Origin of the sequence: Bradyrhizobium diazoefficiens USDA 110, assembly GCF_000011365.1 — a bacterium.
Lineage (GTDB): Bacteria > Pseudomonadota > Alphaproteobacteria > Rhizobiales > Xanthobacteraceae > Bradyrhizobium > Bradyrhizobium diazoefficiens.
In genome coordinates this window covers 8,234,070-8,253,944 of sequence record NC_004463.1, presented here as the reverse complement: position 1 = coordinate 8,253,944, position 19,875 = coordinate 8,234,070, and the positions used below count along the sequence as shown (strand labels likewise).

General features: G+C 63.2%; 22 protein-coding genes. 14 read left to right on the top strand and 8 right to left on the bottom strand.

What is annotated here, in order from left to right; genetic code table 11:
- The first annotated feature begins 219 nt into the window (after positions 1–219).
- The 7 genes from BJA_RS38135 (at position 220) to BJA_RS38105 (ending at position 6,322) form a co-directional block, all read left to right on the top strand.
- Positions 220–1,611, top strand: a complete 1,392-nt coding sequence (locus tag BJA_RS38135) for a TldD/PmbA family protein (RefSeq protein WP_028174621.1) — start codon at positions 220–222, stop codon at positions 1,609–1,611.
- Positions 1,598–2,416: a 3'(2'),5'-bisphosphate nucleotidase CysQ gene (locus tag BJA_RS38130; protein WP_028174622.1), complete on the top strand. Its 819-nt coding sequence runs from the start codon at positions 1,598–1,600 to the stop codon at positions 2,414–2,416. Before BJA_RS38135 ends, BJA_RS38130 begins: the two co-directional genes overlap by 14 nt.
- A 60-nt stretch (positions 2,417–2,476) precedes the next feature.
- Positions 2,477–2,722, top strand: coding sequence for a DUF4170 domain-containing protein (locus BJA_RS38125; RefSeq protein ID WP_011090249.1), 246 nt, complete (start codon positions 2,477–2,479; stop codon positions 2,720–2,722).
- On the top strand, positions 2,719–3,432 hold the full coding sequence (locus BJA_RS38120) for a lysophospholipid acyltransferase family protein (protein ID WP_028174623.1): 714 nt from the start codon (positions 2,719–2,721) through the stop codon (positions 3,430–3,432). Before BJA_RS38125 ends, BJA_RS38120 begins: the two co-directional genes overlap by 4 nt.
- Positions 3,395–4,741 (top strand): 3-deoxy-D-manno-octulosonic acid transferase, encoded by a 1,347-nt coding sequence (locus BJA_RS38115; RefSeq protein WP_011090247.1) that lies wholly within the window; start codon positions 3,395–3,397, stop codon positions 4,739–4,741. Before BJA_RS38120 ends, BJA_RS38115 begins: the two co-directional genes overlap by 38 nt.
- Positions 4,734–5,750, top strand: a complete 1,017-nt coding sequence (gene lpxK / locus BJA_RS38110; protein ID WP_011090246.1) for a tetraacyldisaccharide 4'-kinase — start codon at positions 4,734–4,736, stop codon at positions 5,748–5,750. Before BJA_RS38115 ends, lpxK begins: the two co-directional genes overlap by 8 nt.
- Positions 5,751–5,986: 236 nt before the next feature.
- Positions 5,987–6,322 carry a GYD domain-containing protein gene (locus tag BJA_RS38105; RefSeq protein ID WP_011090245.1) on the top strand — a complete coding sequence of 112 codons (336 nt, stop codon included), beginning with the start codon at positions 5,987–5,989 and terminating at the stop codon, positions 6,320–6,322.
- A 385-nt stretch (positions 6,323–6,707) separates the two neighbouring features.
- On the opposite strand, the gene BJA_RS38100 is transcribed toward BJA_RS38105, so the two are convergent.
- Positions 6,708–6,893: a hypothetical protein gene (locus tag BJA_RS38100; protein WP_028174626.1), complete on the bottom strand. Its 186-nt coding sequence runs from the start codon at positions 6,891–6,893 to the stop codon at positions 6,708–6,710.
- 776 nt (positions 6,894–7,669) lie between these two features.
- Here BJA_RS38100 and BJA_RS38095 point away from each other — a divergent pair.
- A complete protein-coding gene (locus tag BJA_RS38095) occupies positions 7,670–7,975 on the top strand; it encodes a hypothetical protein (RefSeq protein ID WP_011090243.1) in 306 nt (101 codons plus the stop codon).
- 16 nt (positions 7,976–7,991) lie between these two features.
- On the opposite strand, the gene BJA_RS38090 is transcribed toward BJA_RS38095, so the two are convergent.
- Entirely contained in the window at positions 7,992–8,219 is a 228-nt protein-coding gene (locus BJA_RS38090; protein ID WP_011090242.1) for a DUF2093 domain-containing protein, read from the bottom strand.
- A gap of 203 nt (positions 8,220–8,422) precedes the next feature.
- Here BJA_RS38090 and BJA_RS38085 point away from each other — a divergent pair, with 203 nt between their 5' ends.
- Both BJA_RS38085 and BJA_RS42505 read left to right on the top strand, forming a co-directional pair.
- Positions 8,423–9,247 (top strand): dienelactone hydrolase family protein, encoded by an 825-nt coding sequence (locus BJA_RS38085; RefSeq protein ID WP_038967309.1) that lies wholly within the window; start codon positions 8,423–8,425, stop codon positions 9,245–9,247.
- 222 nt (positions 9,248–9,469) lie between these two features.
- Positions 9,470–9,619 carry a hypothetical protein gene (locus BJA_RS42505; protein ID WP_165448178.1) on the top strand — a complete coding sequence of 50 codons (150 nt, stop codon included), beginning with the start codon at positions 9,470–9,472 and terminating at the stop codon, positions 9,617–9,619.
- 214 nt (positions 9,620–9,833) lie between these two features.
- Here BJA_RS42505 and xseA read toward each other — a convergent pair whose 3' ends face one another.
- Positions 9,834–11,471 (bottom strand): exodeoxyribonuclease VII large subunit, encoded by a 1,638-nt coding sequence (xseA, locus tag BJA_RS38080; protein ID WP_011090239.1) that lies wholly within the window; start codon positions 11,469–11,471, stop codon positions 9,834–9,836.
- Between the two features lie 120 nt (positions 11,472–11,591).
- On the opposite strand from xseA, the gene BJA_RS38075 reads away from it, so the two are divergent.
- The 3 genes from BJA_RS38075 (at position 11,592) to BJA_RS38065 (ending at position 13,704) form a co-directional block, all read left to right on the top strand.
- Positions 11,592–12,602 (top strand): alpha/beta hydrolase, encoded by a 1,011-nt coding sequence (locus tag BJA_RS38075; RefSeq protein WP_038967304.1) that lies wholly within the window; start codon positions 11,592–11,594, stop codon positions 12,600–12,602.
- A 244-nt stretch (positions 12,603–12,846) separates the two neighbouring features.
- On the top strand, positions 12,847–13,401 hold the full coding sequence (locus tag BJA_RS38070) for a hypothetical protein (protein ID WP_038967303.1): 555 nt from the start codon (positions 12,847–12,849) through the stop codon (positions 13,399–13,401).
- Between the two features lie 3 nt (positions 13,402–13,404).
- Complete coding sequence (locus tag BJA_RS38065; protein WP_011090236.1) at positions 13,405–13,704, top strand: winged helix-turn-helix domain-containing protein; 300 nt, start codon at positions 13,405–13,407, stop codon at positions 13,702–13,704.
- 354 nt (positions 13,705–14,058) lie between these two features.
- Here the strand turns inward: BJA_RS38065 and BJA_RS38060 are convergent, their stop codons facing one another.
- From BJA_RS38060 to BJA_RS38040, 5 genes are all read right to left on the bottom strand, one after another.
- Positions 14,059–14,619, bottom strand: a complete 561-nt coding sequence (locus tag BJA_RS38060; protein ID WP_162494160.1) for a hypothetical protein — start codon at positions 14,617–14,619, stop codon at positions 14,059–14,061.
- 232 nt (positions 14,620–14,851) lie between these two features.
- On the bottom strand, positions 14,852–15,556 hold the full coding sequence (locus BJA_RS38055) for a hypothetical protein (RefSeq protein ID WP_038967302.1): 705 nt from the start codon (positions 15,554–15,556) through the stop codon (positions 14,852–14,854).
- Between the two features lie 223 nt (positions 15,557–15,779).
- Complete coding sequence (locus tag BJA_RS38050) at positions 15,780–16,259, bottom strand: hypothetical protein (protein ID WP_011090232.1); 480 nt, start codon at positions 16,257–16,259, stop codon at positions 15,780–15,782.
- A 439-nt stretch (positions 16,260–16,698) separates the two neighbouring features.
- Complete coding sequence (locus BJA_RS38045) at positions 16,699–17,601, bottom strand: lysozyme inhibitor LprI family protein (protein WP_162494159.1); 903 nt, start codon at positions 17,599–17,601, stop codon at positions 16,699–16,701.
- 274 nt (positions 17,602–17,875) lie between these two features.
- Entirely contained in the window at positions 17,876–18,130 is a 255-nt protein-coding gene (locus BJA_RS38040) for a hypothetical protein (RefSeq protein ID WP_110117256.1), read from the bottom strand.
- 335 nt (positions 18,131–18,465) lie between these two features.
- Here BJA_RS38040 and purD point away from each other — a divergent pair, with 335 nt between their 5' ends.
- Complete coding sequence (gene purD / locus BJA_RS38035; protein WP_011090230.1) at positions 18,466–19,749, top strand: phosphoribosylamine--glycine ligase; 1,284 nt, start codon at positions 18,466–18,468, stop codon at positions 19,747–19,749.
- The last annotated feature ends 126 nt before the right edge of the window (positions 19,750–19,875 follow it).

The window sequence follows — 19,875 nt, the reverse complement described above, 5'->3', positions numbered from 1 at the left end:
GACCTTAGCGCGGCGGCTTCCGAAACCGCTTAAAAAGGCTGGTTAACCCAGCGTCACCTCGGCTCATGATTGACAAGACCTTGGCGCGCATGATTGACGAGACGTTGCGCCGAAGTCGCGAATCTGAGCTTTTAGCGGACTGAAAATGCTTGAAGTCCGCGCTATCAGGGCACATCTGTGGGTTCCGGTCCCGAACCCCGCCCCAACAGGATTTCGTTTGTGAACCCTTCACCAAGCTCGACGCTTTCGCCCAAAGCCAATCGCGACCTGTTCGATCAGTCCGCGCTGTCCGATCTCGCGCAGCGGCTGGTCGAGGCGGCCAGGCGCGCCGGCGCGGATGCGGCCGATGCGGTCGCAGTGCGCGGCGTCTCGCAAGGCGTCGAGGTGCGCGACGGCCGTGTCGAGGAATCCGAGCGGTCCGAGGGCGACGATGTCGGCCTGCGCGTGCTGGTCGGCCAGCGCCAGGCGGTGGTCTCGACCAACGACGTCAGCGGCGATGCCGTGACCAAGCTCGCCGAACGCGCTGTCGCGATGGCGAAGGTCGCACCCGACGACAAATATGTCGGCCTCGCCGATCCCGCGCTGCTCGCGCGCGATTTCCCCGATCTCGATCTGCTCGATCCGAATATTCCGGCAACCTCGGAGCTCGAGCGCCGCGCGCTCGAAGCCGAGGCTGCTGCGCTCGCGGTGAAGGGCGTGACCAAGTCCGGCGGCGCCTCGGCCTCCGCCGGCATGGGCGGCATGGTGCTCGTCACCTCGACCGGCTTCCACGGTTCTTACCTGCGCTCGAGCCAGGGCATCTCGGCCACCGCAATCGCCGGCGAAGGCACCGGCATGGAGCGCGACTACGACTTCACCTCGGCGCCGCATGGCGCCGACCTGCTGTCGCCGGAGATCGTCGGCCGCTCCGCCGGCGAGCGCACCGTGGCGCGCTACAATCCGCGCAAGGTCGAGACCTGCAAGGTGCCGGTCGTGTTCGATCCGCGCGTTGCGGGCTCGCTGGTCGGCCATGTCGTCGGCGCCATCAACGGAGCCTCGATCGCGCGCAAGACCAGCTTCCTGAAGGACAAGCTCGGCCAGCAGCTGTTCGCCAAGAACATCCGCATCATCGACGATCCCCTGCGCAAGCGCGGCCTGCGCTCGCAGACCTTCGATGCCGAGGGCGTCGCGGTGAAGAAGATCGCGCTGATCGACGAGGGCGTGCTGACGACCTGGCTGCTCGACTGCGCCACCGCGCGGGAGCTGGGCCTTGCCACCACCGGCCACGCCCATCGCGGCGTCTCGTCCTCGCCCTCGCCCGGGCCGTACAATCTGCATCTCGAAGCCGGCACACCGACACCGGCCGAGCTGATCGCCGACATCAAGCAGGGTTTCTACGTCACCGACCTGATCGGCTCCGGCGTCAACGGCGTCACCGGCGATTACAGCCGCGGCGCCTCCGGCTTCTGGATCGAGAACGGCGAGATCACCTATCCCGTCAGCGAGGTGACGATCGCAGGCCACCTGTTCGAGATCTTCAAGTCGATGCAGCCCGCCAACAATCTCGAATTCCGCTACGGCATCAATGCGCCGACGGTGCGTATCGAGGGTTTGACGCTTGGCGGACGCTGACGCGAACTCGCTCGACGCGACGATCCTGACGCGCGACGCGGCGCTGCTGAAAGACACGGTACGGGAAGCGGGCGCGCTCGCGCAGTCGATGTTCCGCACCGAGCTGAAGACATGGACCAAGGGCGCGTCCTCGCCGGTGTCGGAAGCCGACATCGCCGTCAACGACCTGCTCGAAGCGCGCCTGCGCAGTGCCACGCCCGACTATGGCTGGCTGTCGGAGGAGAGCGCCGACGATTCCACGCGGCTGTCGCGGCGGCTGGTCTGGGTGGTCGATCCGATCGACGGCACGCGCAATTATCTGGGCGGCCACGACGAATGGTGCGTCAGCGTGGCGTTGGTCGAGGACGCCGCGCCGCTGCTGGCCGCGGTGTTCGCGCCGGCCAGCGGCGAGTTCTTCTTCGCGGCCCGCGGCCAGGGTACGCTGCTCAACGACAAGCCGGTGCGGGCGACGCCCGGGTCCACGCTCGATTTCTCCCGCATGGCCGGCCCCAAGCCGATGGTCGAGCGTCTCAATACCGCCGGCGGCGACATCAAGCTGCACCCGCGAATCGGCTCGCTCGCGCTCCGGCTCTGCCGGGTCGCCCACGGCGCGCTGGATGCGGCTTTTGCGGGCGGCAACAGCCATGATTGGGATCTTGCGGCGGCCGATTTGATCGTGCAGGAAGCGGATGGTAGGATGAGCGACCTCTCCGGAGATCCCATCCTCTATAACCGCCGGGAAGTGGCGCACGGGGTGCTGGTGGCAGCGGGTCGCGATCGTCATGCGAGCATTGTCGCGCATTTTCGAAATCGTCCCTTGCCCTGAGCGCTTTCGCTGTGCTTGTCGAACACTGCTTTGCCGGGCAGCCCGTTAGGAAGAGAACCCATGCCAGATAGTGCCCCGCAACAACTGCTTCATCTCGTCATCGGAGGCGAACTGCTCGATCTCGAGCACAACACCTTCAAGAACCTCGACGACGTCGAGATCGTCGGCCTCTACCCGAACTATGCGTCCGCCCACGTCGCCTGGCGCGCCAAGGCGCAGAGCACGGTCGACAATGCGCAGATGCGCTACTTCATCGTCCATCTCCACCGGCTGCTCGACCCGAATCAAGAAACGAAGGCGCGTTGAAAAAGCTGCTTCGCAATACGCTGCGAAGCAGCTGGTTTCAGCGTGCCGTCGGGGTCCTGGCGGCCGAATATCTGCGTCTGGTCTGGCGGACCAACAAATTCACGTTCGATCCGCCCGACGTCTATGACATCGTCGAGCCGCAGATCCCGGCGATCTTCGCCTTCTGGCACGGCCAGCATTTCCTCACCCCGTTCATCAAGAACAAGGACTCCTACCGGGCCAAGGTCCTGATCTCCCGGCACCGCGACGGCGAGTTCAACGCCATCGCGGTGGAGCGGCTCGGCATCGGCCTCATCCGCGGTTCCGGGGATCATGGCAGTGCCTTCCACCGTAAAGGTGGCGTCGGCGCCTTCAAGGAGATGGTGCGGACGTTGCAGGACGGTTGTAATGTCGCGCTGACCGCCGATGTCCCCAAGCGCGCGCGCGTGGCCGGGCTCGGCATCATCATGCTGGCACGGGAATCGGGGCGGCCGATCATGCCTTTCGCGATGGCGACCAGCCGTTTCATCCGGCTCAAGAACTGGGACCGCACCACCATCAACCTGCCGTTCGGGCGGGGCGCATTGGTCGGCATCAAGGAAATCCACGTTCCGCCGGACGCCGACGCCGCCATGATGGAAGCGTTGCGGCTGGAGCTGGAGGAGACGTTGAACGAAGCGACCCGGCGCGCCTATGCGCAGCTCGGCCGCCCGGGGCCGCAAGATGCCTAATTCGCTGCCCAGAGCGCTGCCGATGACGCTGCGGATGTACCAGCGCCTGGCTTCCGGCCTGGTGCCGCTCGCGCCTGCGCTGATCAAGCGGCGGCTGAAGCAGGGCAAGGAAGACCCCGCGCGTGTCGGCGAGCGGCGCGGCCTGTCCCGGGATGTGCGGCCGCATGGTCCGCTGGTCTGGATCCACGGCGCCAGCGTCGGCGAGGTTCTGGCCGCGGCGGCGCTGATCGGGCGGCTGCGCGATCTCAATTTGCGCATCCTGCTCACATCCGGCACCGTCACCTCGGCCGCCGTCGTCGCAAAACGCTTTCCACCCGACGTCATCCATCAATACGTGCCGTATGATTCCCCGCGCTATGTCGCGCGCTTCCTCGACCACTGGAAGCCGTCGCTGGCGCTGTTCATCGAATCCGATCTGTGGCCGAACCTGATCCTGGCGGGCGCAACGCGGCGGGTGCCGATGGTGCTGATCAACGGTCGGATGTCGCCGCGCTCCTTCCCGCGCTGGCGGCGCATGTACGGTACCATCTCGGCGCTGCTGTCGCGGTTCGACATCTGCTTGGCGCAGTCCAAGCTTGACGCCGAACGCTTCTCCGCGCTCGGCGGCCGCGACGTCCTCACCACCGGCAATCTCAAGCTCGACGTGCCGGCGCCGCCGGCCGATCCCGCCAAGCTCGAACGGCTGATGGCGATGACGCGCGGGCGTCCGATCATCGTCGCGGCCTCGACCCATCCGGGCGAGGACGAGATGCTGGTGGCGGCGCATCGCAGCCTCGTCGGTTTCTTCCCGCAGCTTCTGACCGTGATCGTGCCGCGCCATCCGGATCGCGGCTCCTCGATCGCTGGCCTGATCACCGCGTCGGGCCTGAAGCCGGCGCTGCGCTCGCGCGAGGAGCTGCCGACGGCCGCGACCGATGTCTATGTCGCCGACACCATGGGCGAGCTCGGCCTGTTCTACCGGCTCTCGCCGATCGTGTTCATGGGCGGGTCGCTGATCCGCCATGGCGGCCAGAATCCGATCGAGGCGATCAAGCTCGGTGCGGCGATCGTCCATGGTCCGCACGTCTTCAATTTCGCCGACGTCTACGAAGCGCTCGATGCGAGCGGCGGCGCGCGCCAGGCCGACACGCAGGAGATCCTGGTCAAGCAGCTCGGCCAGCTCCTGGCCGATCCCGCCGTGCGCGACAAGATACAGCAGGCAGGCAGCAGCGTGGTCGAGCAGCTCGGCGGCGCGCTGGAGCGCACCATGACCGCGCTCGAGCCGTATCTGCTGCAATTGCGGATCGAGATGGGGGCCGCCAATGCGTGAGCCGGCCTTCTGGTACCGGCCGCGTTCCCCAGAGTCCCAAATCCTCCGTCCCCTGGGCGCGCTCTACGGCGCGATCACGGCGCGTCGCATGGCGCTCCAGGGATTCGACGCCGGCATCCCCGTGATCTGCGTCGGCAACTACCATGTCGGCGGCGCCGGCAAGACGCCGACCGTGCTGGCGCTGACGAAGCTCCTGCGTGAGCTCGGCGAGACGCCTGTCGTGCTCAGCCGCGGCTATGGCGGGCGCCTGCAGGGCCCGGTGATGGTCGACGGCGCGCGTCACATCGCAGCCGATGTCGGCGACGAGCCGCTGATGATGGCGCGCGACGTCCCGGTCGTCGTCGCGCGTGACCGCCTCGACGGCGTCGCGCTCGCCAAATCACAAGGCGCGACCGTGATCCTGATGGACGACGGCTTCCAGAACCCGCGTCTGCTCAAGGATGCCTCGCTGATCGTGATCGACAGCGAGCGCGGCATCGGCAACGGCAAGGTGTTTCCGGCCGGTCCCCTGCGCGCGCCGCTGAAGGCCCAGCTCGCGCGTACCGACGCGCTGGTGCTGATCGGCGACGGCCGCGCCGCCAACGACGTCGCCGCCGAGCTTGCCAAGCGCAACAAGCCGGAGCTGCGCGCGCGCCTGAAGCCGGATGCAGCCTCGGTCGCGCAGCTGTTCGGCAAACGGGTTTTCGCGTTCGCCGGCATTGGCGATCCCGAACGCTTCTTCCGCACCCTGCGCGCCAGCGGCATCGATGTCGCGCGCACGCGTCGCTTCGACGATCACCACATGTTCTCGCCCGAGGAGATCGCCGCGCTCGCGGCGGAAGCACAGCGCGAGCAGCTGACGCTTGTGACTACGGAAAAGGATCTCGCGCGCCTGCGCGGCAGCGAGGGCGTGCCCAACGGCATCGTGCCGTTCGCGGTGCAGCTCGAATTCGATGACCCGGCAAAGTTGCGGCAATTGATCAGCGATCATCTCTACAAGGCGCGCGAGCGGCGGTTCGGCAGGCGTTGATCGCGTGCGACACCGGGGCGACATGTCGCGGCGGATGAATTCTCTTCCGCAGGTTCGGGAGTTGATGTAGCCTTCGATGAGAGCCGTCACCGGGACGTGCCGAACTCCCGGCAATCATCGGCGGCGTTTATGCCCACGGCGGGCAACGTACCTTCATCATTTCAGATGCGAGACCGTACCGATAAGTTCGGAACGGCTGGGAGAGTCATTGCCAAAAGCTCAGAGGAGAACATGCCATGCATTTTTGCCTCACTGGACAATACACACCACGCGCTCTCAACGCCATTTTGGAAAACCCCACGACCAATCGCCAGGAGGCGGCGAGGAAACTTATCGAAGCGGCCGGCGGCAAGCTGATTTCGATGTACAGCGTTGCGGCCGACGGTCCAGGCGTTCTGGTGATTTTCGATGTGCCTGATCCGAGTGCGGCTCCGGCGATTTCCGGCCTGACCGTCACGGCGGGCACCCTGCAGAACGTGAAGCTGACCCGGCTGTTCACGCAGGACGAGATCAAGCAGGTCCGCCAGAACGCGGCGAAGCTGCGTTCTTCGTATACTCCGCCCGGAGGCTGATATCCGGATCTCGAGCGATGCCGCCGCAATCGCATCAAGCGGCGGCAACGCTTTCCTCACAGCAAGAAGCAGGTCTGCACGCTGAGGCGCGGCGAAGGCCTTGCGGCGTCCATTGACGGACGATGCGGGACGGCGCGTGCTGCGTCCGGCGTCCTAGGTCCGACTGAACGTGCTTGGCAGCGGGCCCGCTAACGGAGTGCAATCCCGGCTCAGCGGTCAGGCCCCCTCACCAGGCTCCAACGGCTATCATTCCGATGATGGTCAGGCACGAGGCGCAGGCCACCATGACAGTATAGCATTCGGGTGTATTCATTGCTTGCTCCCAAACTGCTGCCAATTGCTTGGTCACTGCTACGCGGGAGAGATCGCCGGTCTTGGTGCCGCTTCAAGTCGGCACGCCGCGACCGGTCTTGCGTTGTACGTCCGTCCTCTCATCGTCACCCTGGTCCGCAGGATGATAATGCGCTTCGAGAGCTTCAGAGCGTTCAGCTGCGATCAGCAGCTGTTTCCGCATTTCAGCGAGGCGGGCGCGGCAATATTCACGATAGAGCAGGTCCAGTATGGTGGGCATGATCCCCCCCATCGTTTGACTTTCGATTTACAAATATTTCACCGCAAATTTTCGAGGTGATCGTAACCCGCCAGATGGCTCTTCGATATGAGCCCGTTCACAGACTGCGCCAATTCCAAAGCTCGATGGCCGTTTGGTTGACTTGATTGTCTGCGCGATAAAAAGAGCAGGGCCAGTTACCTAACACGCACTATAGCAGCCCTCTGTTTCACCAAGACTTCGTCAAACAACTTAAGGGCGCCAAGTCGCACCAAAGAATCCAACCACAGCGCGAAATGACTCACCAAGGAGTGCAAGCACTGTTCGATGCAACGCAGATCGGCACGACGGAGATCATTTTGGCTGTGAGACCCGCAGTTGAGGTGCGCTGCCCCTGCCGCGGTGGCTGGAATAGCGCGGCGCAATTTACACGCCGTGATGCCCGGAGCGAAGCTTGCTCGCATCGACGACGTCCGTTCCGATGTGCTTCACGGAGACAGTCTTCAGTTGGCTGCGCTCGGAAGCACGTGCAGCGGCGTGCGATCCTCGACGCCGCCACACCAACCTAGGTTCGCACAGAATTCGTGCATCATCCCGTCGAATGCATTCGGGCGTCCCATTCGAGCTCCCAAACTGTCCTGCCCCCAACGTAACACAATCTCACCAAGCCTGAGCACACGCCCGCGACGAAGTGATGGTGGGCACGCTTTCGCTTTGCCGCACCCTGCGGCAGCCCGCCATTCACGCGACATTCATCGCAAAACGCCTATCGGTCCGGGACCGATCGGGAGAATTCGATGAAATTGCCGTCCGCGACTGTCGCCGCCAGCCTTGTGTGTCTGATCATTGCGCCCGTGTTTGCACAAACGACGCCGCCCGCCGCTTCGACCGGCACGGTGCCGGTTCCCGCGACCAGGCGCGTGACGTGTCTCGGCACGACGCAAGACCTGAAGGGACAGGACAAGCGCGACCAGATGCAGCTCTGCATGGCGCAGGCGCGGGTCGATTGCCTCAAGCAGGCGATCAATCAGAAGGTCGTCGGCGAGCCCAGGAAGACCTTCATCAAGACCTGCGTGGGCGGGGATGCCACTGAGCAGCACTAGCAGCGCAGGCGCGGCCTCACGGCTGCGGCTTTGGCGCGCCGGGGAAATGCCGCTGCAGCACCGCGGCCGGCGTGGCGTAGGCTTCTTGAAGGTCCACGCTCCAGTACTTCAATTCGTCGAGCGGGATCCGCGTGTCGGTGATCGCGCAGCGCACATAGGTCCCCGGCGAGATCACGCGGAAATCGCCGTCGAGATATTGCACCTGCGCTTCGCCATTGCCGGAAGAGCCGAACTTGTTCAGCACGGTCGAAAGTCTCCGTGGAAGGCCTCTCCGTAAAAAACCCTGGAGGGCACGATGTGTTGGACGGGATGTAGCATAGATAGGGCGGCCTGTCCGCCCGGTAAACCCACCGGTTTGTGATGTTTTGCCGCCGTTTTCGCATGATAGTGCTTCGGGCGAAGGATCGTCCCGGCGCAAGCGGCCGGCACCTGATACGGCAGAGCCCGATGCGCCTTCGATTGACCGCCCTGTTCCTGATGCTGCTGATGTCGGCCGCGCGCGCTGCGCCTGCGCCGCAGCAGGTCGAGATTCCGCTCGGCTCCGGAATCCTGCATGCCCAGCTCTACAAGCCCGAGGGCGCCGGGCCGTTTCCGACCGTGATCGCGCTGCATGGCTGCGGCGGCCTCGGCGGCCATGCCGATCCCGTATTGCCGCGCTATCGCGACTGGGCGGAGCGGCTGCTCAAGGCCGGTAACGCGGTGCTGCTGCCCGACAGCTACGGCTCGCGCGAGCTCGGGCCGCAATGCCGCGTCAAGGAGACGCACGTCAAGGCGCGGCGCGAGCGTGTCGCCGACGTCGCGGCCGCGCGCGCCTGGCTGATGAAGCAGGTCTGGGTCGCGCGCGACCGCGTCAGCCTGATCGGCTGGGCCAACGGCGCGAGCACGCTGCTGTGGGCGGTGCGCCCGCAGAACGCGGCGCGCGACGCAGGTCCGGATTTCCGCGCGGCGATCGCGTTCTATCCGGATTGCCGCATCTCCGCCGGTCTCGGCTGGAGCACGCGGGTGCCGACCCTGGTTTTGATCGGCGCCAATGACGACGTGTCGTCGCCGCCGGCCTGCCGCCAGATGGTCGAGGGTGCGCATGGCCGCAGCGCGCTCGCGCGCATCGTGGTCTATCCCGGCGCCTATCACGACTTCGACCGCGCCAACACGCCGCTGCACGCAGCTAGCGGCAGCAGCGACGCCGCCGCGCCCGAGCACGGCCATCTCGGCACCGATGCGGTCGCGCGCGCGGAGTCGCAGAAGGACGTCGCGGAGTGGCTGGCGCGGTGATGAAGATCCAGAAGCCCGGATATCGCTGCGCTCATGCGGGCTAGGGGGCTACGGATTCCCAAGCGGGGCCGCCCGAGGAACAACTTGAGGCGGACAGCCCCGCATCGACCACCGCCCTGCACGGAGAGTGGCCGACAGTGAATCTACGGATCGCGCATGGCTGCGGTTTCAGCACGGGACGGTGCCATCATTCGACCACGATGTCGGTTAAACGCATCCCACATGCGCAACCGCATCGTCCTTTTTTCCTCCGCACTGATCGTCTTCACCGTCGCGATCTTCCTGTTCGAAGCCCACGCCGGCGCGCCAATGCTCGCGCCGGAACATTGCGGCTTCTGGACCACGATCGACGCGGGATTGTCCTGCCGCTAGGCGGGCTGTTGCGTCTCCCACCCTTCCACGCTGATGTGTATTGAGAGGGCGACCAACTCTCCCCGACGTCGTCCTGGCGAAAGCCAGGACCCATACCGCGGAATCTATCGATTGTACGCGGCATTAGTCCCGAACGATCAGTCTTCGCCAAACTACTTCCTGGGGTAATGGGTCCTGGCTTTCGCCGGGACGACACGGAGAGTGAGCCGCCAACTCAGAACAAACTGCCCTGATCCACCGGCTTGCCGACGCGCTTCGGCGCGGGTTTGGTCTCCTGCGCGGCCGGCTTCGGTTGCTGTGCGCGCTTGGCAGGAGGCGCCGGACGATCCGCATCCGTTGTCGCGCCGACACGTCCGTCCGCGAACTCGATCTCGACGCGTGCGCCGGGACCGACGCTGTCGGCCGAATGCAGGGGATGGCCGGCCTCGTCCCGCACCAGCGCAAAGCCGCGCGCTAGCACGCCGCGGTAGGACAGCGCCGAGAGCAGCTTGCCGCTGGCCTCGACGCGGGCGTCGAGCCGTTGCAGCAGCGTCACCAGCGCACGGTTGGCACGCTCGGCCAGGCGATGCGTGCGTTCGCGCTGGCGGGCAATCGCGTTGCGCTGCGCCTGTGCGTTGGAGAGTTTTGAGGCACGCAGCCGCACCTCGAGACCGGCAAAGCGGTCGCGCCGCTGCCGCAGCAGCGACCGCGCGGAGAGACCAAGCCGCTCGCCGCACACGGTGAGCCGATGATCGGCCTGCGCGATCTGCCCGTGCAGCACCCGCAGCGTCAGCTTTGCGCCCGCCGCAGTAAACCTGCGGAAATGCGCATGCGTGTTGGCTTTCAAGCCGCGGGGCAGGGCGGCGCCCGCCGAATCCAGCCGCTGCCGCGGGATCGCCAGCAGATCTCCGGCCGCCGGCAGCGCACGCGCGGCCGCACGCAATTCGCTGCGGCGGCTTTCGTGGGCGCGCTGCCAATAGGCGCGGGTGCGCCGTGCGAGATCGGCGACCTCGACGAACAGATCGCTGCGCACCGGCACAGCCATCTCGGCCGCCGCTGTCGGCGTCGGCGCGCGCTTGTCGGCGACGAAATCGATCAGCGTGATGTCGGTCTCGTGGCCCACGGCGGAGATCAGCGGGATCATGCTCTCGGCTGCTGCCCGCACCACGATCTCCTCGTTGAACGACCAGAGATCCTCCAGCGAGCCGCCGCCGCGCGCGACGATCAGCACGTCGGGCCGCGGAATCTTGCCGCCCTCCGGCAGCGCGTTGAAGCCGCGGATCGCGGCCGCGACTTGCTCGGCCGAGCCTTCGCCCTGCACCTTGACCGGCCACACCAGCACATGGCGGGGGAAGCGGTCCTCCAGCCGGTGCAGGATGTCGCGGATGACGGCGCCGGTCGGCGAGGTCACGACGCCGATCACCTCTGGCAGCCAGGGCAGCAGCTGCTTGCGCGCCTCGTCGAACAGGCCCTCGGCGGCAAGCTTCTTCTTGCGTTCCTCCATCAGCGCCATCAGCGCGCCGATGCCGGCCGGCTCCAGCGCCTCGATGACGATCTGGTATTTCGAGGAGCCCGGATAGGTCGTGAGCTTGCCGGTGGCGATGACCTCGAGCCCCTCCTGCGGCTTGAAGCGCATCCGACCGTGCACGCCCTTCCAGATCACCGCCTCGATCTTGGCGCTCTCGTCCTTGAGCGCGAAATAGCAGTGGCCGGAGGAGTGGGCGCCGCGAAAGCCCGAGATCTCGCCGCGGACCCGGACATGGCCAAAGGCATCCTCCACCGTCCGCTTCAGGGACTGTGAAAGCTCGGAGACGGTGAATTCGGGGGCGTTGAGCAGGGGTTCCGCGGGCGGCATCGGCAAACGATTCGGCATTTTGGGGTCAGACCCGACGTTAAGGATTTTCGCCGCGCGGCGCCAATCCGGGGATTGATTTGGAGAGTACTCTGTAATATAGAGTTCTCTATCGATGGTGAGTTGAATGGAGTTGAGCCCATGGCGAAGCAGCTGCTGCGCGGCGTGTTGAACGGACTGAAATGGGCCCTGTGCGCAGTCGGCGCCGTGGCGCTGATCCTGGTCGCGATGATCGCAACGCCACCGGAGCGGCCGCCGGAGATGCGGTCGGTCTCGGAGTCGGTGAAGCTTGTCGACTTCTCGACCATGCCGCCGCTCGAGCGTTTTCAGGCCCGCGACGGCACCTGGATCGGCTTTCGCCACTACGTCCCGAACGGGCCGGCGAGCGGCCTTGGCGCGATCTTCATCCACGGCTCCTCCGGCTCCAGCGGCACCGTCAACCACGCGCTGACCCATGCGATCGCCTTGCGCGGCGTCGAGACCTGGGCGCTCGACATGCGCGGCCATGGCGGCTCTGGCACCCGTGGCGACATCGGCTATGTCGGCCAGCTCGAGGACGACCTCGTCGATTTCGTCGCTCATGTCCGCAAGGCCGCGCCCGATCTGCCGCTGACCCTGATCGGCCATTCAGCCGGCGCCGGCTTCTCGCTGCGCGTTGCCGCGACGCCGATCATGCAGGACATGTTCGTGCGCACCGTGCTGCTCGCGCCCTATCTCGGCTATGACGCGCCGACCAACAAGCCGCATTCCGGCGGCTGGGCCAATGCCGACGTTCCCCGCCTCCTCGGCCTCACCGCCCTGCGCAAGCTCGGCATCGACTGCTGCTCGCAGCTTCCGGTGCTTGCTCTGGCCGTGCCTGCGAATTCGGCGAAGTATCTCGTCCCCACCTATTCCGACCGCCTGATGCGCAATTTCGCGACGCGCGGCTATCGTCTCGATCTCGCGGCGACGACACGCCCCATCACGATCTTCGGCGGTGCCGAGGACGAGATGATGATCTCGGATAAATATGCGGAGGCGGTGCAGGCGATCAAACCGTCGGTCGACGTCAAGATCATCGACGGCATCAACCACATGGGCATCGTCACCAGCCCGAAGGCGATCTCGGCGATCGCCGAGGACGTGGCAACGCGCGGGAGCGGGCAGTCATGATGCGATCCGCTGATGGCAAGGCAAGCGCATATGGGAGCGGCTTCCCCGCGGCCATCCTTCGAGACGCCCGCCTGCGGCGGACCCTCAGGATGAGGGCGGAGTTTGCGGCGGTCGCTTCAAAGGGGACTGGTGCAGCTGAGCCTCATCCTGAGGAGACCGCGAAGCGGTCGTCTCGAAGGACGAGGCGTGCGCTCAGGTGTCACCGAGCGTCATACGAGATAGCGCTGGGACTGAAAGGGACGACATGATCGACAGCAAGGAGGCGTCCGCAGCGCTGGCCGACATCGACGACATCGTCCAGCGCGTGAAGCAATCGCAGCTCTACGAACTGGCGAGCTATGCGGCCGTCTGGTGGGGCGTGCTGGTGCTCGCAGGCAATCTCGTGACCTGGCTCTGGCCGGTCTATGCGGTCTACGCCTGGGTTGCGGTCGATGTTCTCGGTGTCGGCGGCCTGGTTGCGCTCCGCCTGCTCAATCCGCCGCATCATCCCCGGGGAGCAGCCTTCGACATCAGGCTGCTCCTGGTGTTCGTGTTGTTCTTCGCCTTCGGCTATCTCTGCACCAACGTGATCGGCCATTTCGGCCCGCGTCAGCTGGGGGCGTTCTGGCCGCTCTACTTCATGCTGTTCTACACCCTGGCAGGCCTCTGGTTCGGCTATGCCTTCGTGGCGATCGGTCTCGGCATCTCCGCGCTGACGCTGATCGGCTTCGTCTTCATCGGCGAGGCGTTCCCGCTCTGGATGGCCTTCGTCAACGGCGGCGGGCTGATCCTCGGCGGCCTCTGGATGCGGCGGATCTAGCCAATGGCGGAGCTCGACGACATCATCCACCAGCCGTTGCGGCTCAAGATCATGGCGGCGCTGAACGCGCTGCCTGCGACGGCGGGCCTGGAGTTCTCGCGGCTGAAAAAGCTGACGGGCGCCACCGACGGCAATCTCGGCGCGCATATCGAGACGCTGGCCAAGGCCGGCTATGTGTCCGTGGAGAAGGCCTTCGTCGGCAAGAAGCCGCAGACGACGGTGACCGCCACCGCGGCGGGGCGCGGCGCCTTCGCGCGGCATGTGGCGACGTTGCAGGAGATCATTGCGGGGAAGCAGGTGTAGCTTTCTGCAATGCTGATTGCGGTGCCTCTCCCCTTGCGGGAGAGGGAATCTTCGCTGGTGACACAGACTCACTCGGGTGAGGGGTTCTCTCTGCGAGTCTTACTCCTGTTTGTGTTTGCGGATACAACCCCTCATCCGCCGGTCTGTCGAAGCACGAGCCCGATCCGTTGGTCGCGATTGCGGAAGCCGCGAAGTGACAGCCTGCCACGCGGTGCCGTGGGACAAATTGGCTGTCACCAAGCGCTACTCAATTTCCTTACAGCGTCCCATCTCACGAAATCTAGCTGCTTGGTATTCGGCTCGAAGTACAGAACTCCTCGATCTCCAGCGCGAATAAGTTTGACCGCGAGCTTTTCATTTTCCAGTTGAATCGAGTGGTCGCTGGCTCCGCGTGACACATAAGAATGAGCAAAGTCGTGGCCGGTTGCAAATGCGGTAACGATGATCAAAATACCAGAGATCAAGTAGACTAACCTTCTGGGAATGGGAAACAAGCGGAACAAAAGTCACGGCTGCGCCAGCGATTAGTCCTGCGATCAATCCAAAGAAGCTGAAGTAAAGGGCTACTCCAACGAGCAAAACAAGACCCGCGGGTATTGCTGCATCGACGTATCGTCTCTTAGTCTTATGCATATTTTTCCCGGCAGTGTGGACTTTTACTCCAAGCAACACATCAAGGCCCGGGCCCAAATAGGCAATCAAAAAAATAGCCAATACAAACGCAACTGGCGTAGCTTCCAATGCGAAAACGACGTGCTCGGTGATCGAGAAGAGCGTGAATAGCTTAATATCGAGTCCGTAGAAGTATCCAACGTCGTAGCTGATCGCGATTGCAGTACCGATTAGCGGAATAAGAACGGCTACTTCCTTAAATTCTAGCTGCGGTTTCGCGGGTGCGTGTTGATCATCTTGCACTAGAGACCTCATGAGAGTATCGCGGCCAACGCGAAGCGTTCAATGCCATGGCGGTGCAACCCCTTCTTGCGAATCGGAGCCGTCACGATGGCACAATGCAGGGTAGAGCCGCGAGGCTCGGGTTGTTTGTCCCGGCTATTCACAGGTTCGGTCCACTGCAGCGTCTCGCGTGCTGCCATGATCTCGATCTTCGCCGAGCGGCCGCAACCATCCGGACTGATGCCTTGCGATTTTAAGACCACCCGCGATAGTGGATGTCGTGAGCCCGCGTCTCTGGAGATTTTGGCTGATCGCCTCCGACAAAACCACCCTTCAGGTCCAGCCACGCAAATTCGGATGATGGGTACGGTGCCCTTGCAGTTTGCCAACGACGAACATCGAGCCGAATACCTGAGTGAACCTCGCCGAGCGATACGAGCGATCCCGGCTTGCCTTGAATCAGTCGCTCGCAAACCCATATTTTTGAGAATTTGGAGTCGAGTGATTCAAAGAAGGACTCGCTCGCCATCGCGCAACTGCCTGCGTCCTCATCTTCGCGCGTAAAGCCATCAGTTCGGCAAACGATCTCCCTTGCCCTGAACTGGTTTGGTAGATGATCTTTGAGCGCCGCAGTCAGCTTGGCAACGCAATCAGCATTCGCCTCCAGCCCGCGACGCGGCGATGTCCAGAATTGTGCGCGATACCCGGTTCTCGCGTTGAAGAACAAATCGTAAAGCTCTGGTTGGGTGCGAAACTGGACGATTCCGCGCATGCAACCGCGATAGCGATCAACTCCCAACCAGTAGTCGCCTGCTGTTATCGCCTTTTTTAGAGTCGACGAAAGGTTCTCGATGATCTGGTCGTATTCGATGGCTTGCTCAAGTCGTTGAGCGCGAGTCGCATCGTGCTGCGCAATCGTCGAGAAAGCCCATTCACCACTGGAGATGGGATTCGTCATCCGGGATTGTCCCCCATCTTCGCCGGTTCGAAATTCGGCCGCACCTCCGCGCTGCGCTGGCCGCAGCGCTCGCACACGAAGCGCGGCCCGATGTCGGAGAGCCGGACATCATCGGAGATTACGGTGACAGTGCACTAAACCAAGTCAACTGATGATTTGGCGTTGGAATTTAGTGCACTGTCACCGTAATTCTTGGAATTTAGTGCAGCGCCGTCACCGTAATTCAGGCACTCGTGGCAATTTTTTTGATTCTTGTGCCGATATGAGCACCCCATTCGCTGACTATCTCGTCCCGAAGTGCATGGGCTAGGTCAAGAACGGCATCTTCGACGACTTTGCGTGGTTCGCCATTCTGAAACTTCGCTAACGCGTCGCCCACTTGCTCCATGGCTCGCTCAACTTGCCTGTCCTCGACCACCGCAAGCTCGCTCCAATACAGTTCCCAGAAGCGATAGACTGCATCACTGTAGTCGGCCTTGTTTATGTCGGCGACAGCAAGCTTGCCGGCAATTTGTGCCGTCTCGGTGTAGAGCTTCAGTTGAAGCTCCAGGAACGGCTTTCTGCTCTCAAACTTTCTTGTGACTGCCGCGTCCTTCTCACTACGGAAATAGGTTAGGGCTACCCAAACCGCGCCAATCACTGTCGCAAGTGCCGTGCCGAATGGAGAGATATCGGTGATGAATTTGAGCGTTTCAGGACTCATTTTCGGAGTACCTAATCTGATATGGCCGAACTAGGTTGTCGATCCTTCCATTCGCCACACGAACTCTTTCATCGATTACTGATGCAATTAGCTGGGACGCGAATGCCGAAAGGCCGGACCCGACGGCAAATATGACTGAGCTTACAATGACAAGCGAAGTCCAGAACCTTCTAAACAGCGCTCGCTCTAGGGTCGGAGGCAGTTCATCGTATTGAGATGGGGGCGTGGCCGCTAGCTGCGGCGCTTCGAATGGCATGGCAATGATCCTACATTATCCAATAAACACTCACAGATAGTACGATGGTAATGATACATCCGCAATATTTTTGGCAGCGGGTGCCCGCTACGGGCAGGGGAATTACGGTGACGGTGCAGTCCAGCACTGTCACCGTAATTCTTTAATGCATGCTATTGCAGACCAACGCGTTCAAATCCACGATCAATCACCGGGGTCCTCAATCCAGTCCCTCAGTTCCTTAATGCGAGCTTCGGTGATGCGGGTAGCTGCCAGAATGTAGAGCATCCTACGTATGGTCCCGCCAAGGTGGCGCTGTGCTTGTCGTTCGGCTTCCGCGTTTCTAAATTCGCCCCAGAGTTTCTGCACCGCGTCAACTTCGTCGCGGCCTGTGTATGCTCTAACTTGAGCGCATATCTTGTCTAGCTCTTCGTTAAGAGCCGCGTAGCTCTGTGCAGCTCGATCGTTCATTTCCGATTGCGTCATCGGATAGTCAGGGAAAATCAGATTCGCGAAATGCTCGTCAGCGGCGTGCAAGAACGATATTGTGTGGTCAACGAGGGCCAACAATTCGGCATCAGTGCAGGGCGCCTCCAACGGAAATTCGTGGACTAGGATGTGGCGGACCTCTAGCAGACGAGCCATCGATGCACGCACCGCACCTACATCAGAGATAATTGGCTTCCCTTGTTGACCAGTCTGCTTTTCTTCCCAACGGTCGCGCGTGTTTTTAATCGCCTCAAAAAGATCGCCCTCCAGTATCCTCTCGAAAGTGGAGCAGATAGAACTCATCTCACTCAGAGATACGCTGTGCGCGAAGAGTTCGCCAAATGTTACGGCGCCCCCCTGCAAGCCCTTGGCTATCGGGAAATCGAATTTGAGACTAAGGTTCAATTTGGATGCGCGTTCGACATAAGGCGATCCAAAATCAATCAAGCGCTCCAACCAACGACGAAGAAACACCTCAAGAAGAGTCACCGCCCGAGCAGGAAGCAAATCGGAAAGCTCAGGGATTTGCTTTCTATTGGCCTGCCATGAGACTTTCAGGGATGCTAAATCGGTGTAGGAAGGGCAGCGCTTGTACTTGCCTCCGGCGCGCTGCCTCATCGTCATAAGTTCAGCAATTCTGTCTCTAGGCATTGTGATACCCGGTCTGAGGAGAGCGCAGGCGACGGTCTGCTCCCAACTACATCTTGAGTGCTTAGCTGACGAGTTGATCTTCACTCATCCGCCGATTTTGTTTGCGCCTTCGGATTACGGTGGATTACGGTGACAGTGCACTAAACTATGTCGTCCGATGCTTTGGCTTGAAGTTTAGTGCACTGTCACCGTAATTGATCTCGTCTAGCTCCACCTGATCTCGTCTAGCTCCGCCGTGGACCTATCGACGGTCGCTGACTTGCCGACCTACGCCCTTCGCAAACGCCTCTCTGAGCGGCGCAAGTGCCTCTGCTCGTCGGCGCGCATTGTCGCGGCGACGGATGATGCCGCGAATGGTCTCGCGATTGAGGCCGAACTCCTTTCCGAGGGCCGTCAACGACAGACCAGAGGCGCGGCCTTCGTCGTAGCGGGCGCAGATGCGCTTGTTGCGCTCCGGGACGTGAGGGTAGCGGGACTTGCTTGGATCAGTTGCCATGCTGGAATCTCCGTAGGCAACCTCAAGTTTATCTGAGTCGCAGCCGCTCGAACGCCGGGGTTCTACGGTAGCTCCGTCGCGCCGCCGTGCAGCGCGAGCCCTGCTTTTGGCGCGCGCTCGACCGCCGGTCGCAGCACCAAAAACCGGCTGCTGCGCCGACGCATCAGCAGCCTCGCCAAGCCCGCCCAGATGCAGTAACGAAAGGTGACCGCAAGCGGAGAAGGGGCGGCTTCGCCGCGCCCCGGAATGACGGGGAGCGTGGGGCATCACCCCCTTGAGACCCGCCCCGATTCGTGCGACCTCCGCCCCAGCAAACCCCTCTTTTCGAGCCTTCGATGCACATCCTCCTGCTCGGTTCCGGCGGCCGCGAACATGCTCTCGCATGGAAAATCGCAGCCTCTCCCCTGGTGACCAAATTCTGGTGCGCGCCCGGCAATGCCGGCATCGCGCGGGAGGCGGAATGCGTGGCGCTCGATGTCGCCGACCATGCTGCCGTGATCGCCTTCTGCAAGAGGAACGCGGTCGAGCTTGTGGTGGTCGGCCCGGAGACGCCGCTGGCGGCCGGCATCGTCGATGACCTCACCGCCGCCGGCATCAAGGCGTTCGGGCCGAGCGGGGCGGCCGCCCAGCTTGAAAGCTCCAAGGGCTTCACCAAGGCGCTGTGCACCGAATTCGGCATTCCGACCGGCGCCTACAAGCGCTTCACCAATGCCAAGGACGCGCGCGACTATGTCATCAGCCAGGGCGCGCCGATCGTGGTGAAAGCCGACGGTCTTGCCGCCGGCAAGGGCGTCGTCGTCGCCAAGACCGTGCGCGAGGCCGAGGACGCCATCGCCATGATGTTCGAGGGCGCCTTTGGCGAAGCCGGCGCCGAAGTCGTGATCGAGGAATTCCTGCCGGGCCGCGAGATCAGCTTCTTCGCGCTGTGCGACGGCGAGACCGCCATTCCGCTGGCCTCCGCGCAGGACCACAAGCGCGTGTTCGACCACGACGTCGGCCCGAACACCGGCGGCATGGGCGCCTATTCGCCGACGCCGCTGGTGACGCCGGCGATCCATGACGCGATCATGGCCAGGATCATCCTGCCGACGGTCGCCGGCATGAAGCAGCGCGGCACGCCGTTCCGCGGCATCCTCTATGCCGGGATCATGCTGACCACGCAGGGTCCGAAGCTGTTCGAGTTCAACGTCCGCTTCGGCGATCCCGAGTGCCAGGTCCTGATGCTGCGCATGATGTCGGACATCGTGCCGGCGTTCATTGCCGCCTGCGACGGGGAGTTGAAGCATTTCGATCTGCGCTGGTATCCGGAATCCGCACTCACCGTGGTGATGGCGGCGAAGGGCTATCCCGGCGACTACCAGAAGGGCACGCGCATCCAGGGGCTGGAGGAGGCCGCCAAGGTCGACACCGTCGAGATCTTCCACGCCGGCACCGTCGCAAAGGACGGCGCGATCCTCGCCAATGGCGGCCGTGTGCTCAACGTCTGCGCGCTCGGTGCGACCGTGACGGAGGCGCAAGGCCGCGCCTATCAGGCCGTCGACCGCATCAACTGGCCGGAAGGCTTCTGCCGCCGCGACATCGGCTGGCAGGCGGTGGAAGCGGAGAAGGCCAGGGGCTGACAGCGGTTTTTCCGCTGCGCGCGCAAAAAACCTTGCGCCATCGCGCCGCCATATCGACATTTCAAAAATGCGTAGTCGGCTGTTGGGCTTAGCGCCCTTCGCCGAGGACGCGTGCTACTGTGCATG

What these genes read in the sequence shown, in the direction of transcription:
- BJA_RS38040 (WP_110117256.1), bottom strand. Translation starts at nt 18,130, where the DNA reads ATGGCAACTGATCCAAGCAAGTCCCGCTACCCTCACGTCCCGGAGCGC.
- BJA_RS38070 (WP_038967303.1), top strand. Translation starts at nt 12,847, where the DNA reads ATGATCGACAGCAAGGAGGCGTCCGCAGCGCTGGCCGACATCGACGAC.
- BJA_RS38045 (WP_162494159.1), bottom strand. Translation starts at nt 17,601, where the DNA reads ATGAGGCAGCGCGCCGGAGGCAAGTACAAGCGCTGCCCTTCCTACACC.
- BJA_RS38065 (WP_011090236.1), top strand. Translation starts at nt 13,405, where the DNA reads ATGGCGGAGCTCGACGACATCATCCACCAGCCGTTGCGGCTCAAGATC.
- BJA_RS38055 (WP_038967302.1), bottom strand. Translation starts at nt 15,556, where the DNA reads ATGACGAATCCCATCTCCAGTGGTGAATGGGCTTTCTCGACGATTGCG.
- BJA_RS38125 (WP_011090249.1), top strand. Translation starts at nt 2,477, where the DNA reads ATGCCAGATAGTGCCCCGCAACAACTGCTTCATCTCGTCATCGGAGGC.
- BJA_RS38115 (WP_011090247.1), top strand. Translation starts at nt 3,395, where the DNA reads ATGCGCAGCTCGGCCGCCCGGGGCCGCAAGATGCCTAATTCGCTGCCC.
- BJA_RS38105 (WP_011090245.1), top strand. Translation starts at nt 5,987, where the DNA reads ATGCATTTTTGCCTCACTGGACAATACACACCACGCGCTCTCAACGCC.
- BJA_RS38100 (WP_028174626.1), bottom strand. Translation starts at nt 6,893, where the DNA reads ATGCCCACCATACTGGACCTGCTCTATCGTGAATATTGCCGCGCCCGC.
- BJA_RS38050 (WP_011090232.1), bottom strand. Translation starts at nt 16,259, where the DNA reads ATGAGTCCTGAAACGCTCAAATTCATCACCGATATCTCTCCATTCGGC.
- xseA (WP_011090239.1), bottom strand. Translation starts at nt 11,471, where the DNA reads ATGCCGAATCGTTTGCCGATGCCGCCCGCGGAACCCCTGCTCAACGCC.
- lpxK (WP_011090246.1), top strand. Translation starts at nt 4,734, where the DNA reads ATGCGTGAGCCGGCCTTCTGGTACCGGCCGCGTTCCCCAGAGTCCCAA.
- BJA_RS38095 (WP_011090243.1), top strand. Translation starts at nt 7,670, where the DNA reads ATGAAATTGCCGTCCGCGACTGTCGCCGCCAGCCTTGTGTGTCTGATC.
- BJA_RS38085 (WP_038967309.1), top strand. Translation starts at nt 8,423, where the DNA reads ATGCGCCTTCGATTGACCGCCCTGTTCCTGATGCTGCTGATGTCGGCC.
- purD (WP_011090230.1), top strand. Translation starts at nt 18,466, where the DNA reads ATGCACATCCTCCTGCTCGGTTCCGGCGGCCGCGAACATGCTCTCGCA.
- BJA_RS42505 (WP_165448178.1), top strand. Translation starts at nt 9,470, where the DNA reads ATGCGCAACCGCATCGTCCTTTTTTCCTCCGCACTGATCGTCTTCACC.
- BJA_RS38075 (WP_038967304.1), top strand. Translation starts at nt 11,592, where the DNA reads ATGGCGAAGCAGCTGCTGCGCGGCGTGTTGAACGGACTGAAATGGGCC.